The organism is Gilliamella sp. Pra-s60 (assembly GCF_009795755.1).
In the GTDB taxonomy this organism is placed as follows: Bacteria; Pseudomonadota; Gammaproteobacteria; order Enterobacterales; family Orbaceae; genus Gilliamella.
Genome location: NZ_WTFA01000013.1, coordinates 14,916 through 29,578, shown reverse-complemented (window position 1 = coordinate 29,578; position 14,663 = coordinate 14,916). Strand labels below are relative to the sequence as shown.

The window sequence follows — 14,663 nt, the reverse complement described above, 5'->3', positions numbered from 1 at the left end:
TTTGACGGAGTATTTTAAATCAATTATTTTAATTGCAACTTAAATTGACTAAAAACTTCATCATCAATCGTTATCCATTTGCGAACACTATTGATAAATGCAATTTTATCAGCATTGATAAGATCGTCTTTTAAAATCGTTTTTTCTAACAATTGATTATGATCTAAATAAAATTGCCGCATGGTGCCTGCAAGTAATCCACACTCTTTTTTAGGCGTAATCCATTGATCGTTAATTAGTAGAGCAAGATTACCATTAACAAATTCAGTTATTTCATTGTATTGATTAAAATTAATATATTCTTTTCCAGTAGTTAAATCAGGAAAGTGCTTACGATTTGATGTTTTATGATACAAATAGATATTTTGATTATGAACACACTTTGTTGCTAATCGAATTTCATTAATTTTTATTGATGTGTTAATTATATTCTCGCTAATGGTATATAACCCATTTTTTTGCAGTAACACTCTGACTTTGTAGGTATTTACAATATTTTGAGTGGCTGTATTTGCTAACTTAATAAGTTGTAACTTAATCGCATTAATATCACATTTAAAATCAAAATAATCAGCTGATTGTGCAAGCCGACTTAAATGTTCATTCAATAATAAAAATTGTCCTTTTTCTAGCAATAGCGATTCAATAATATATTTTGGTGAAGAAGTAGTGCGACTTAAAATTGCTATTTTAGCTAAGATTTCGTTATATTCATCTTTTGATGTTGAGTCCCAAGTGATTCCCCCACCAACACCATAACGCATTTTTTGATTATGTATGGTTAATGTGCGAATTGGGATATTAAATACAGCTTTATTCATATATGGTCCAATATAACCAATTGTTCCACAGTAAACACCACGTGGTGAATTTTCAGTATCTGCAATAATTTGCATGGTACTTGTTTTAGGCGCACCAGTGATTGAACCACAAGGAAAAAGAGCTTGAAAAATTTTAAATAAATTAATATCTTCATTTAATTCTCCCTGAATTGTTGACGTTAATTGCCAAACGGTGGGATATTTTTCGGCTGAAAACAGTTTGGGTACAGTCACTGATCCTGGTTTCGAAATTCGACTTAAGTCATTACGTAATAAATCAACAATCATCATGTTTTCAGCTTGGTTTTTTTCAGAAAATAAAAATTTTAATTGTTGCTTATCTTGTTGATTAGTTAAGCCCCGAGCAGTGGTCCCTTTCATTGGTTTTGTGGTAATGATTTTATTATCTAATTTAAAAAATAATTCTGGTGAAATCGATAAAATATAATAATCGTCAAACTCAATGTAGGCGCAATAATCAGCTTGATTATTTTTTTGTAGAAAATAGTAATAATCAATAGCATTTTCATTAAATGGGGCGGTAAATTGAATAGTATAATTAGTTTGATAAGTATTGCCGAGTTCGATTTGTGATCGAATAAAATCAATCTTTTTATTATATTCCTCAATTGATGTATCGCTTATCAAAGCAAAACTTGGTGGTATATAATCACTTATTTCTATCTGTTTTTGTTCAACAATAGAAAATTTATCAAAAATACCAAATAACAATAGTGGCAACTCATGATTTTGTTTTGTTTTATTTTCACTATTGAAGCCCATTGCACTTTCATAAGCCAGATATCCGACTGCATAATAGCCTTGTTGTGTGAATTTTTCTATTTCATCCAATTGTTGTTTAATTGAAGAATAGTCATTTGTAGCAAAAACTTTTATTGGATTGCAAAAACATTTGTGTTGACCTTCAAAGTCGATATGAATTTTCATTTTAGTATTACTCATGGACAAAATTATCAATCATTTGTAAACCAAATTCGGTTTTAATTGCTTCAGGGTGAAATTGAACTGACTCTATAGGTAGCATTTTATGACGTAATCCCATAATCAATCCTTGATTGTTTCTAGCTGTTACAATCAGTTGAGAGTCTTTTGGTAAAAGATTATCACAAGCAATTAATGAATGATAACGAACTACCGAAAGCGGGCTTTTGATTCCTTTAAAAATTCCTTGACCATCATGGGTTATTTCATCGACTTTTCCATGCATAGGTGTTGGTGCTTTGATGATTTTATAACCATAAGATTGAGCAATCGCTTGATGGCCTAAACAAACTCCTAATATTGGGCAAACACGACTAAATTCGGCAATTGTAGCAAGTGATATTCCAGCATTGATTGGAGAGCTAGGACCAGGTGAGATGATAATCTTAGAAAATTCGAGCTTTTTTATTTGTTCAATTGTCATTTCATCATTTTTTATTACTTTTACTTTTGCACCAACTTGGCACAAGTAATCGTTAATATTGAATGTAAAAGAATCATAATTATCTATTAATAATATCAAAATACAGTCCGTTAATTACATAGAGTATTGTTTTAAAAATACTGGCACCTGTAACAGTCAAATTCCAGCCGTAACAGAATGTATTATACCGTCAATGCAATTAAAAGAAGATATTATTGCTAGTTTATGATCTTTTATTTCCTTGTTTATACTAAGACACAGAGTTTTCTTAAATGTTTTTATAAAAAGCCTCTTTTTTTGTGACAGATTTCATAAAAGTATACAACTCTACTTGTATGGTAGTATTTGGATTGTTATTTTGATAACACCAAATTCCACAAAAGAGGTATTGAATGAAAATTGTAAAAGCAGAAGTTTTTGTATGTAGTCCAGGAAGAAACTTTGTCACATTAAAAATTACTACCGATGAAGGAGTATACGGTTTAGGAGATGCAACACTAAATGGGCGTGAATTATCGGTTGCTTCTTATCTAAAAGATCACCTTTGCCCACAGCTAATTGGTCGCGATCCGCAACAAATCGAAGATATCTTCCAGTATTTTTATAAAGGAGCTTATTGGCGCCGCGGTCCTGTTACCATGTCTGCAATTTCGGCAATTGATATGGCACTTTGGGATATTAAAGGTAAGTTAGCAAACATGCCATTATATCAACTACTCGGAGGTGCATCACGAACAGGCGTAATGGTGTATTGCCACACAACTGGTGCCAGTATTGATGAAGCACTTGATGATTACGCTAAACATAAAGAAATGGGTTTTAAAGCTATTCGTGTGCAATGTGGTATTCCCGGTATGAAAACGACTTATGGTCAAAGTAAAGGGAAAAACCTTGCTTATGAACCCGCAACACGGGGAAATTATCCTGAAGAGCAATTTTGGGCAACAGAGAAGTATCTTGATTTTATGCCTAAATTGTTTGAAGCCGTGCGGAATAAATTTGGTTTTAATGAACATTTACTACATGATATGCATCACCGTTTAACACCAATAGAAGCGGCTCGTTTTGGCAAAAGTATTGAAGATTATCGACTATTTTGGATGGAAGATCCAACTCCTGCTGAAAACCAAGAATGTTTCCGTTTAATTCGTCAACATACTGTAACACCAATTGCTGTCGGTGAAGTATTCAATAGTATTTGGGATTGTAAACAACTGATCCAAGAACAATTAATTGATTATATTCGAACCACCATTACCCATGCAGGTGGTATTACCCATATGCGTCGTATTGCAGATTTTGCTGCTCTTTATCAAGTGAGAACAGGTTCTCACGGACCATCTGATTTATCCCCAATCTGCCATGCAGCTGCACTACATTTTGATATGTGGGTGCCTAATTTTGGTGTGCAAGAATTTATGGGGTATTCACAGCAAATGTTGGAAGTTTTTTCTCCGAATTGGACTTTTAACGATGGTTATATGCATCCAAGTGACAAACCAGGATTAGGTATCGATTTTGACGAAAAACTAGCTGAAAAATACCCATACAACCCAGCATATTTACCGATTGCTCGTCTTGAAGATGGCACATTGTGGAATTGGTAAATTTATAGGAGGTTATATAAAAAGTATTGTGGCTAAACAGCAATATGATTAAAAATTTATATTTATTAAATGGTTATATAAAAATGTTTTATGATTTTTAGTCGCAATTCAAAAATTAATATTTGTCTAGAAGAAATTATAAATATTCTAATTTAGGTATATATGGTGTTACCTCATCATGCATAGCTAGAGAGAATATTATTTAATTATAATGAGGTAATAATAAATGTCTTTTATCCATGAAAATTTTCTTTTAAATAACAGGATTGCTCAAAAATTATACCATGAATTTGCCAAATCATTACCTATTATTGATTATCATTGTCACTTGGATCCTAAAGAAATTGCCGAGAATAAAAAATTTGACTCAATATATGATTTATGGTTAGCAGGTGATCATTATAAATGGCGGGCAATGAGAGCAAATGGTGTCGATGAAGCCTTTATTACCGGTAGCGCTTCACCGCTAGAGAAATTTAAAGTATGGAGTGAAACTGTTGAAAATACCATAGGTAACCCTTTATACCATTGGAGTCACCTTGAACTTGCTAACTATTTTGGTATTAAAGATACACTCAATAAAAAAAATTATTATGAAATATGGAATCAATGTAACCATATTTTAAAAGAACAAAACTACACAACTCAACGATTAATTAGTCTTTCTAATGTTGAAATCATTTGTACTACTGATTCGCCTTTAGACTCTCTGCAATATCATGACGAGATAAAACAACAGCATCATTTCAAAACACAAGTTTTACCAACATTTAGACCTGACGAAGCATTAGATGCAGATGGTGAAAAATTTATTTTATTTGTCCAAACTCTTGAGCAAAGTGCATTAATTAAAATCAATAACTTCCATGATTACTTAGCAGCATTGGAAAATCGCGTTGAGTATTTCCATCAAAAAGGTTGTCGATTGTCTGACCATGGGTTAATGAATATTGAGTTTTATCCAAGTGATTTAGCTACCCAGAACATATTATTTGAGAAAAAAATGAATAATATTGTTTTAAATAAAATTGAAGAAATTCAATATAAATCGGCAGTGTTAATTGCATTAGCTGGATTCTATTATAAAAGAAATTGGACAATGCAAATTCATTTTGGCGTTATTCGTAACAACAATAAAGTCATGCTCAATAAAGTTGGTATCAATTCTGGATTTGATTCTATATGCGATCAACAAAATTTAGCCATAAATTTAAATCAATTATTAAATAAGATGAATGAATTAGATTCATTGCCTAACACTATTATCTATAACTTGGATCCAAGTGTTAATGATATTGTTGCATCAACCATTGCTAATTTTCAAAAATCAGGTTTAGTAAAATCCAATATGCAATTTGGAGCAGGTTGGTGGTTTAGTGATACTAAAAGGGGAATGTTAAGGCAGCTTACTACTCTTGCGGATCATGGGCTATTAATAAATTTTGTTGGCATGCTAACTGACTCAAGAAGCTTTGTTTCTTATACCCGCCATGAATACTTCCGACGGATTTTATGTAATTTAATTGGTAAGTGGGTAACTGATGGAGAGATACCTCATGATGATAAATTACTAGAAAAACTTATTACCGGTATTTGTTACAAAAATGCGCTTTCCTACTTCAGATTTTGAGATTGAATCTAGATATTACTTTGTTTAAAAAAATCTAAAGATAGATTTAATTATTAAATTAAGGATACAAAATATGGATACAAAAATAAACAATAAAAGAAAGGTCACACTACCTATCGCAATAGGTTATGGTTTAACAGACATAATGGGAGGAGGTGCCTTTACCATTATTGGTGCGTGGTTACTCTTTTTTTATACTACTTTTGTTGGATTAACACCATTAGAAGCTGCATCTATTGTAGCCATTGCACGTATTGTGGATGCGGTTGTTAGTTTATTTATGGGAAGTTTTACTGATCATTTCTATAAATATAAATTAGGACAAAAATTTGGTAGAAGAAGATTTTTCTTACTAATTGGTTCTCCATTAATGTTACTTTACGTTTTATTATGGGTTACGGGGATGAATTATTGGTTTTATTTAGTTGTATATTTAGTTTTTGAAATTGTAGCCGCAATTGTCCTTATTCCTTGGGAAACACTTCCATCTGAAATGACTAAAGATTATAACGCTCGAACTAAACTATCAACAGGAAGAATGTTTCTTTCTGCTTGTGGTACTTTTTTAGCCACTTTTGTACCTGGCATTTTAATCAATTATTTTGGAGAAAATAATGCATACGCCTATTTTATTAATGGTTTGTTATTTGCGGTTATATTTGCAATCTGTGTATTTATTTCCTATAAAGTCACTTGGGAAAGAGAACCAACTGCTGAAATGTTAGAACACTTGAAAAAAGTATCCGTCAAGAAAACGTTTGCAGAAAAATTAGTTATTATTAAAAAATTATTTTCCGAATACATTTCCACTTTCAACATAAAAGCATTTCGTCGTCATTTGGCTATTTATTTATTTTCTTTTACAGCAAAAGATGTTTTTAATACTGTATTTGTCTTTTTTTGCGTATATTGTTTGGTTGTACCTTCATCTATTGCCGCAGCGCTATTGTCCCTAAGTATTATTGGATTACCAATAACATTAATTGCAGGGTTTGCTATGGTAAAATATGGACCAGGTAAATTATACACATTTTCTTATTCGACAATGATTATGTGTATCGTTGGTTTTTATTGTATTTATATATTTAACCCTGAATCAAAAATTTTGCTACTTTATGTTTTTGCAGTTTGCTATCAAGCTGGACGATGTATTCTTGAATTTACTCCTTGGAACGTATTCCCTTTTATTCCAGATGTGGATGAAATTTTAACTCGACAAAGACGAGAAGGATTGTATGCAGCTGTAATGACATTTGGTAGAAAAACAACTGTCGCTGTCGCAACATTTGTAGTAGGTTTAATTTTACAAAAAGGTGGATTTATCCAAGGAAGTATAGTTCAAAGTGAGCAAGCAATTACCACAATAGGACTATTATTTTTATGTGGTACAGCGGGATTATTATTTATTGCTTTAATTTTTGCACTTACATTTAAATTAAATAAGCAAACTCATGCAATTTTGGTTAATGAAATTGAAAGATTAAAAGATAATGGTTCAAAAGAAGATGTAACTGATGAAACAAGAAGAGTGATTGAAGATTTAACTGGTCACAACTACGAAGATGTGTGGCGAAAAATCTAATTATTAAATTAAATGGAAAATACAATGAAACTATCAGCAAAAACTATATCACAACTACCTAAAGAGGTAGTTGTACCAAACTATGATAGAAATAAGCTTAAAACTAAAATTGTCCATCTTGGTTTTGGTGCATTTCATCGAGCCCATCAAGCGGTTTTTACCGATATTTTAGCGGCTAAATATGGTAGTGATTGGGGATATTGTGAAGTCAATTTAATCGGTGGTGAAAAGCAAATTGAAGATTTAAAACAGCAAGATTGCTTATTTAGTGTTTGTGAAATGGCTTATGACAATTGGTCAACTCGAGTTGTTGGTGTCGCTAAAGAGGCATTGCATGCCGATATAGACGGTATTGCCAAAATACTAGAAGTTATGACACGCCCTGAAATTGCCATTGTGTCAATAACCGTTACCGAAAAAGGTTATTGCTATTTACCAGCAACGGCATCAATTGATACTAATAATACGCTAATTAAACACGATATTGAAAACCCAACTAAACCAAAAACTGTTCCTGGGGTAATTGTTGAAGCATTATACTTACGTAAAGAAAAAGGGTTAAAACCTTTTACTGTTATGTCTTGTGATAATATGCCAGAAAATGGTCATGTAACGCGGAATGTTGTTTTGGCTTTAGCAAAACAGCGTGATCCAAATTTGGCTAATTGGATAGAACAAAATGTAACGTTTCCTTCGACAATGGTTGATCGAATAGTGCCAGCAGTAACTCCTGAAACTATGGTAAAAATACAAAACCAACTCGGAGGTATAGAAGATCCTGCTGGTGTTGCAGGCGAACCTTTTAAGCAATGGGTGATCGAAGACAATTTTGTTGCTGGTCGACCTGATTGGCAAAAAGCTGGCGCTGAACTAGTTAGTGATGTTTTGCCTTATGAAGAAATGAAATTACGGATGTTAAATGGTAGTCACTCATTTCTAGCTTATTTAGGCTATTTAGCTGGATATTTACATATAGACGAATGTATGCAAGATCTTTTTTATGTTAAAGCTGCAAGGCATTTGATGATAAATGAACAGGCAAGCACACTACGAGTAAAAGGTGTTGATTTACAGGCTTATGCCGATTCGTTGCTTGATCGTTACCGTAATACAGGTTTAAAACATCGTACTTGGCAAATAGCCATGGATGGCACTTTAAAGTTACCTCAGCGTATGCTTGATTCAGTCCGTTTTCATTTAGCAAATAATACACCATTTGATTGCTTAGCTTTAGGTATTGCAGCTTGGATGCGGTATGTAAGCGGCACAGATGATGCAGGTAAGGTGATTGAAATAAGTGATCCAATTGCTCATAAGTTAAAAGAGCTAGTAGCAAATAGCCAAGATAATCAAGAACGAGTAAAATCGTTATTGTCATTATCACATGTATTTGGCGATGATCTACCTAACAATCAATATTTTGTTGAGCAGGTGACTAAAGCTTATTTATCTTTGCGGGATATTGGTGCTAAACAGTCAGTAAAACGGTTAGAAAAAATTTTTTAAAGCATTACTAATAAAACTAACATAATTAATAAAAGCAAAGTGTAATTGTCTGCAATGGCGTTACACTTTTCACTTGTACCTCAATTTAGCCCAAACAATCTTTTTTATATTGATAGCCATTTATCAAAAAAACTTTTCTTATATTTAAAAATCCCCTACTATTCTTCATAATTTAATTTTTACCTAAGATGATATATGTTTAAATCTGCCGACTTAAATATTTCAGAACCCGTTAATCAACAAATTTACCGTAAATTAAGAAAAGCTATTATTACTTGTCAAGTATTGCCTGGTGTTTTACTTTCAGAAAAAGAAATTTCTAGCCAATTTAATGTTTCAAGGCAACCGGTCAGAGAAGCATTTATTAAGTTAGCCGAAGCAGGACTTGTACAAATTCTTCCCCAACGAGGAACATTTGTCACTAAAATTTCGGTAAAAAAAGTGATGGATGGGCAATTTATTCGAGATGCTGTTGAGTGTGCAATTATTAGACAAACCGCATTAAAAATTAATGACTCAGATATTTTATTACTGCAAAAAAACATTGATGAACAAAAAGAGGCCAATAAACATAAAAATATTCAATCTTTTCTAGAAAAAGATGATGAATTCCACCAAATTTTAATGAACGTAATAGACTGCCAAATGGCATGGGAAACGGTTGAAAATATTAAAGCTATGATGGATCGCGTAAGATTTCTTTCATTAGAAGAAATTTCGCCTCCCGAAGATCTTGTTAAACAGCATGAAAAAATCTTAGTAGCTTTAAAAAATCATGATCCAGATCTTGCAGTAATAGCTCAACATGAACATTTATCGGCTATTTTGGAGACTATAAAAATAGTATCAAAACAGAAGAATGAATGGTTTGTTGATTAATCTTCATTAACGATCTGAATTATTATTTTGAATATTTTCTGTAACTATGCCACTTGTTATTGTAGTTTACTCAGATGTAGGCAATTATTTATTTTTACGTAAATACCCCAAAACACGAAAGTTATCTATTTTCCAAATTCCATCTTTAAATATGAGAGGATAAGTGGCACGGCTGCTTTTGTTGGGGCCAGGATTTTGTTGAATAATTTCAATTTCGTTATCGCTAACTTTGCTAATAATGGCAACATGACCATATCTTGACCAACCAAAAACAATAATATCTTCAACTTGTGGTTTAGTTGGTGAACCATTATGAAATTGTAATAAATTACGTTTAGGATTAAGTTGACCATCAGGAATTGATTCATCGAAGTAATTTTTAGCATGACCATAACTATCTGGCATTTTATGATTAAAACGCTGATAATAATAGCGCTTAATAAATTCAACGCATTGATATTTTTGCCCTAAATTATAACCGTCTTGAGTTAGATTACGCCCACTCACATTACCAGTACTGCCATTATAATAAACATCAACACCATTGAATTGATCAACAACTGTGCCTATTTTATCTTTATCAACTTGCATATCAAGATACACATATTGATAAAAAGCATAACCACTAAATACAGATAAAATGATGAAGAAAAAAAATAGTGTTTTTTTGTATTTGAATAATATTATATTTTTCATTATTAGAATTTATTTTCCTATTATATTGTTATAAATATTTTCCTATTAAAAACAAAATCATGCTGCTTGAACCTGAGGATCTATTAAGCTATTTTTATTAATCTATGTATTTGGGGATAATATTATTTAATAACTTATTAATTATATTACATTTTACGTAAATAACCTAAAACGCCAAAACCTTCTATTGTCCATTTTCCATCTTTAAAAATTAAAGGAAACGTTGCTCTACTGTTTGCATTTGGTCCCGAATTTTGTTGCACAATTTCAATTTCGTTATCAGTCACGTTACTTACAATGGCAACATGTCCATAACTTGTCCAGTTAAGAACAATGATATCTTCAACTTTTGGTTTTGTTGGGGAACCATTGTGGAATTGTAATAAATTGCGTTGTCGATTAATTTTGCCATCAGCAACTAATGGATCGAAGAAATCTTTTGCATGTCCATAACTATTAGGCATTTTGTGATTGAAGCGTTGATAATAATAACGTTTTATAAATTCAACACATTGATATTTAAGGCCTAAGTTATAGCCGTCTTTAGCAATATTTCTTCCACTTACATTATAAATACTGCCGTTATAATAGACTTTCACCCCATTAAATTCATCGATGACATTTCCAATTTTTTGTTCATTAATTTCAATATTGGCAAAAGTACATGAATTAAGTGTATAGTAGCTTAATACTGACAATAGCCAAATTCCAAAAAAAACTTTTTTATATTTCAACAACATGTTTATTTCCATTACTTTAATTATATATTATTAATTATAATTGTTTATTTTTATTAAAAAATAGAATTTAATCAATAATAAAAACATTATTATTCATATATGTAAAATTAAGCTTACAATTTGAAACAAAAATGGGAATTATAAAGTGATTAAAAAAATTAAAATAGATGTTAGTGGCTTTGTTCAAGGTGTTGGATTTCGATTTTTTACTTATCAACAAGCTCAAAAGCTTGGTTTAGTCGGCTATGTTCGAAATTTAGATAATGGTAATGTTGAAATTATTGCACAAGGTGATAGTTTACAAATAGCGAAGTTAACACAATGGATCGAAAATGGTGGTCCTGTTTCGTCGCGAATTTCATATGTCAATATTTGTGAATTATCGCCACAAAACGATTTAACTTCTTTTAATGTTCGATATTAATTTGACAAAAAATAAAGTAAAATACATAAAATCTTGAACGTTATAAATAATAACATTCTTATTAATGTGATTAACATATGTTATGAATAAAAAAAATCTGATTTGTCTTTTACTTCTTATTATTGTTATCGGTGCTTATTTTAATTATCAAAAGGGAGATGAGCCTGCAAACCTATCTACTCAAAATACATTAGATAAGCCGATTTATCAAAGTGATGATATGTTAACCGATATTTATGACTTATCAGGTGAACTTATTTATAAAATTGATTCTAGTCATGTTAGGCATTTTGATGATTCAGGCAATACTGAATTTGATTTACCCAATTTTACATTTTATGATCAAGAACATTTAGCTACATGGCATATTAAAGCAAAAAAAGCGACGCTAACGAATGATAAACATCTTTATCTTTATCAGGATGTTCAGTTAGATAATTTGACGCAAGACGCTCAATTAAAACAAGTAAAAACAGACAATGCAGTGATAGATTTAACTTCACAGCTAGTTACATCAAAAGATCCTGTCATCATTAACGGGGTGGGATTTTATTCAACAGGTATTGGATTGGCCAGCGATTTGCATACCAAAACGGCTAATATACTTGAAAATGTAAAAACATATTATAATACTGAGGCAAAATAAAACATGGGTTCGTTAAAACAAATTGTTTTTTCATTAATTTTATTATTACCTATCTCTTTGAGTAGTTTTGCGAATGAGCCTTCTAAGCAATCGACAGACACTACTAAAGAAGAACATAAAATATTTGCTGATAATAAGCCTATTACGATTGATGCAAATAACCAACAAATTGATATTGAAAATAATACAATTACATTTATTGGTAATGTTATTATTGTTCAAGACGGGTTAACCATAAATGCTGATAAAGTTGTTATTACCGACATGCAGGATACGGAAAAACAGAAAATTACAGCTTATGGTAATCCTGTAAACTATAAGCAAATTTTGCCAGAAAAAAATAAAATTGTAACGGGTCATTCTGCTCAAGTGATTTACGATGTAAAACAAAATAATGTTGTTTTACAAGGTAATGCAGAGTTATTTCAGCAAGACAACCATATTGTTAGTGAACTGATTACTTATGATGTCAAAAAACAGCAAATACTTGCACAGCCGGGTAAAAATGGGCGAGTAAAAAGCACTATCATCCCAAATCAAGTTAAAGGGATGAACAAATAAAATGTCAATTTTAAAAGCAGAAAACCTAGCCAAAGTATACAAAAAACGACGTGTAGTTGAAGATGTTAGCTTAACAGTTAATTCAGGTGAAATTGTCGGACTCTTAGGACCAAATGGTGCGGGAAAAACCACCACTTTTTATATGGTGGTTGGTATAGTGACATTAAATGCAGGTAAAATTTACCTTGATGATCATGATATCAGCATTTTACCTTTACACGAACGGGCTCAAAAAGGTATTGGTTATTTACCGCAAGAAGCGTCTATTTTTAGAAAACTGTCTGTAATTGATAACATTATGGCAATTTTAGAAACACGCAAAGATATTGATAAAAATGAAAAAATCGATCGTGCTGAAGAATTACTTGAAGAGTTCCATATTACACATATTCGTGACAGTATAGGGCAATCTTTATCGGGGGGTGAAAGACGGCGAGTTGAAATTGCCAGAGCATTAGCGGCTAATCCAAAATTTATTTTGCTTGATGAGCCTTTTGCTGGTGTGGATCCTATTTCAGTCATTGATATCAAAAGTATTATCAAACATTTGCGTGATCGTGGATTGGGTGTATTAATAACAGATCACAATGTGCGTGAAACATTAGATGTTTGTGAACGCGCTTATATTGTCAATAAAGGACATTTAATTGCTGAAGGTTCGCCTAGTGATATCTTAAGTAATGAATATGTAAAACGAGTCTACTTAGGAAATGAATTTAGGTTATGATAAAACCAAGTTTGCAACTGAAAGTTTCGCAACAACTTTCGATGACACCACAATTACAATTGGCGATTCGATTACTCCAGTTGTCAACTTTAGAACTTCAACAAGAGATTCAAACTGCTTTAGAAAATAACCCATTACTTGAAGTTGCCGATCAATATGACGAAATTAACGTTGAACAAAACAATGAAATTGAACATCTTGACACACGTGAAGCTCTAGATAGTCAGGAAATACCCGATAATATTCCACTTGATGCATCGTTAGATGATATTTATACAGCAGGAACTCCCTCTGGAACAAGTTCAGATTACCGTAATGATGAATTACCTATTTATCAAGGTGAAACTCACGAAACATTACATGATTATTTAGAATGGCAATTAGAGCTAACGCCTTTTAGTGATGCAGATAAAGCAATAGCCATTTCAATTATAGAGGCGATTGATGAACGAGGCTATTTGACGGTTTCATTAGATGAAATTTTAGAAGAACAGGGTAATGATGAAATTGAAATTGCCGAAGTTGAAGCTGTATTAAAACGAATTTGGCATTTTGACCCCATTGGTGTTGGTGCAAGATCATTACAAGAATGTTTATCTATTCAAATTCAAAATTTATCCCCTCCACCGCTTGTTAGTCAAATAATTAATCAATATTTAGATTTATTAGCGAGTCGTGATTATAGAACCTTAAAAAAAGTATTAAATGCTAGTGATGAACAGTTAAAAGAAGCGGTCAATTTTATTCAACATTTACACCCTTATCCTGGCGAATCAGTAAATACTACGCCACCAGATTATGTTCTACCTGATGTGTTAGTCAAAAAATTGAATGGAAAATGGATTGTTGAATTGAATAATGACACAATGCCTAATCTACGTATTAATCAGCAGTACGCAGCAATGGAAAAGGTAGTAAATGAAAGTGATAGTCAATATATTCGCTCACATTTGCAAGAGGCCAATTGGTTTATTAAAAGTATCGAAAATCGCAATGAAACCTTATTAAAAGTTAGTCAGTTCATTGTTGAGCATCAACAAGCATTTTTTGAGAATGGTGCAGAACATATGAAGCCGATGATTTTATCTGATGTAGCTACTGCTATTGAAATGCATGAATCGACGATTTCTCGCGTAACAACTCAAAAATATCTACAATGCCCGAATGGAATCTATGAACTTAAATTTTTCTTTTCAAGTCATGTTAATACAGATTCTGGTGGTGAAGCTTCATCTACAGCTATTCGTGCTTTAATTAAAAAATACATATCAACAGAAGATAGTAAAAAGCCTTTAAGTGATAGTAAATTGGTATCAATGCTTGAAGAACAAGGTATTATAATTGCAAGAAGAACTGTCGCTAAATATCGTGAGGCGTTATCCATTCCACCATCAAGCCAACGTAAACAGCTTTAAATG

14 protein-coding genes are annotated in these 14,663 nt (G+C 31.9%); 10 read left to right on the top strand and 4 right to left on the bottom strand.

Translation table 11 applies throughout. From position 1 onward, the window contains the following. Window positions 1-23: 23 nt before the first annotated feature. Window positions 24-1,769: an aminodeoxychorismate synthase component I gene (pabB, locus tag GQ596_RS08805; RefSeq protein ID WP_160401311.1), complete on the bottom strand. Its 1,746-nt coding sequence runs from the start codon at window positions 1,767-1,769 to the stop codon at window positions 24-26. Window positions 1,770-1,776: 7 nt separating this feature from the next. Beyond that, entirely contained in the window at window positions 1,777-2,346 is a 570-nt protein-coding gene (locus tag GQ596_RS08800; RefSeq protein ID WP_160401310.1) for an aminodeoxychorismate/anthranilate synthase component II, read from the bottom strand. 293 nt (window positions 2,347-2,639) lie between these two features. Here GQ596_RS08800 and manD point away from each other — a divergent pair, with 293 nt between their 5' ends. The 5 genes from manD (at window position 2,640) to GQ596_RS08775 (ending at window position 9,451) form a co-directional block, all read left to right on the top strand. Next, window positions 2,640-3,854 (top strand): D-mannonate dehydratase ManD, encoded by a 1,215-nt coding sequence (gene manD / locus GQ596_RS08795; protein ID WP_160401309.1) that lies wholly within the window; start codon window positions 2,640-2,642, stop codon window positions 3,852-3,854. A gap of 226 nt (window positions 3,855-4,080) precedes the next feature. Further along, complete coding sequence (gene uxaC / locus GQ596_RS08790) at window positions 4,081-5,484, top strand: glucuronate isomerase (protein WP_160401308.1); 1,404 nt, start codon at window positions 4,081-4,083, stop codon at window positions 5,482-5,484. A 73-nt stretch (window positions 5,485-5,557) separates the two neighbouring features. Next, window positions 5,558-7,066, top strand: coding sequence for an MFS transporter (locus tag GQ596_RS08785; RefSeq protein ID WP_160401307.1), 1,509 nt, complete (start codon window positions 5,558-5,560; stop codon window positions 7,064-7,066). Window positions 7,067-7,090: 24 nt separating this feature from the next. Continuing rightward, on the top strand, window positions 7,091-8,572 hold the full coding sequence (locus GQ596_RS08780) for a mannitol dehydrogenase family protein (RefSeq protein WP_160401306.1): 1,482 nt from the start codon (window positions 7,091-7,093) through the stop codon (window positions 8,570-8,572). Window positions 8,573-8,767: 195 nt separating this feature from the next. Next, entirely contained in the window at window positions 8,768-9,451 is a 684-nt protein-coding gene (locus GQ596_RS08775; protein WP_160401305.1) for a GntR family transcriptional regulator, read from the top strand. An 84-nt stretch (window positions 9,452-9,535) separates the two neighbouring features. Here the strand turns inward: GQ596_RS08775 and GQ596_RS08770 are convergent, their stop codons facing one another. Both GQ596_RS08770 and GQ596_RS08765 read right to left on the bottom strand, forming a co-directional pair. Next, window positions 9,536-10,147 (bottom strand): CHAP domain-containing protein, encoded by a 612-nt coding sequence (locus GQ596_RS08770; protein WP_160401304.1) that lies wholly within the window; start codon window positions 10,145-10,147, stop codon window positions 9,536-9,538. A gap of 146 nt (window positions 10,148-10,293) precedes the next feature. Further along, on the bottom strand, window positions 10,294-10,887 hold the full coding sequence (locus GQ596_RS08765) for a CHAP domain-containing protein (protein WP_160401303.1): 594 nt from the start codon (window positions 10,885-10,887) through the stop codon (window positions 10,294-10,296). Between the two features lie 145 nt (window positions 10,888-11,032). Between GQ596_RS08765 and yccX the strand changes: the two genes are divergently transcribed. From yccX to GQ596_RS08740, 5 genes are all read left to right on the top strand, one after another. After that, complete coding sequence (yccX, locus tag GQ596_RS08760; protein WP_160401302.1) at window positions 11,033-11,311, top strand: acylphosphatase; 279 nt, start codon at window positions 11,033-11,035, stop codon at window positions 11,309-11,311. Window positions 11,312-11,393: 82 nt separating this feature from the next. Further along, window positions 11,394-11,957 (top strand): LPS export ABC transporter periplasmic protein LptC, encoded by a 564-nt coding sequence (gene lptC / locus GQ596_RS08755; protein ID WP_160401301.1) that lies wholly within the window; start codon window positions 11,394-11,396, stop codon window positions 11,955-11,957. Window positions 11,958-11,960: 3 nt separating this feature from the next. Next, window positions 11,961-12,518, top strand: a complete 558-nt coding sequence (gene lptA, locus GQ596_RS08750) for a lipopolysaccharide transport periplasmic protein LptA (RefSeq protein WP_160401300.1) — start codon at window positions 11,961-11,963, stop codon at window positions 12,516-12,518. A 1-nt stretch (window position 12,519) separates the two neighbouring features. Continuing rightward, complete coding sequence (lptB, locus tag GQ596_RS08745) at window positions 12,520-13,245, top strand: LPS export ABC transporter ATP-binding protein (protein ID WP_160401299.1); 726 nt, start codon at window positions 12,520-12,522, stop codon at window positions 13,243-13,245. After that, entirely contained in the window at window positions 13,245-14,660 is a 1,416-nt protein-coding gene (locus tag GQ596_RS08740; RefSeq protein WP_160401323.1) for an RNA polymerase factor sigma-54, read from the top strand. The genes lptB and GQ596_RS08740 overlap by 1 nt, the downstream gene beginning before the upstream one ends. Window positions 14,661-14,663 lie beyond the last annotated feature (3 nt).

Bases quoted from the DNA above. Each gene is read 5' to 3' on its own strand.
- uxaC (WP_160401308.1), top strand. From the start codon at position 4,081: ATGTCTTTTATCCATGAAAATTTTCTTTTAAATAACAGGATTGCTCAA.
- lptC (WP_160401301.1), top strand. From the start codon at position 11,394: ATGAATAAAAAAAATCTGATTTGTCTTTTACTTCTTATTATTGTTATC.
- GQ596_RS08770 (WP_160401304.1), bottom strand. From the start codon at position 10,147: ATGAAAAATATAATATTATTCAAATACAAAAAAACACTATTTTTTTTC.
- manD (WP_160401309.1), top strand. From the start codon at position 2,640: ATGAAAATTGTAAAAGCAGAAGTTTTTGTATGTAGTCCAGGAAGAAAC.
- lptA (WP_160401300.1), top strand. From the start codon at position 11,961: ATGGGTTCGTTAAAACAAATTGTTTTTTCATTAATTTTATTATTACCT.
- GQ596_RS08775 (WP_160401305.1), top strand. From the start codon at position 8,768: ATGTTTAAATCTGCCGACTTAAATATTTCAGAACCCGTTAATCAACAA.
- GQ596_RS08785 (WP_160401307.1), top strand. From the start codon at position 5,558: ATGGATACAAAAATAAACAATAAAAGAAAGGTCACACTACCTATCGCA.
- lptB (WP_160401299.1), top strand. From the start codon at position 12,520: ATGTCAATTTTAAAAGCAGAAAACCTAGCCAAAGTATACAAAAAACGA.
- pabB (WP_160401311.1), bottom strand. From the start codon at position 1,769: ATGAAAATTCATATCGACTTTGAAGGTCAACACAAATGTTTTTGCAAT.
- GQ596_RS08765 (WP_160401303.1), bottom strand. From the start codon at position 10,887: ATGTTGTTGAAATATAAAAAAGTTTTTTTTGGAATTTGGCTATTGTCA.
- GQ596_RS08780 (WP_160401306.1), top strand. From the start codon at position 7,091: ATGAAACTATCAGCAAAAACTATATCACAACTACCTAAAGAGGTAGTT.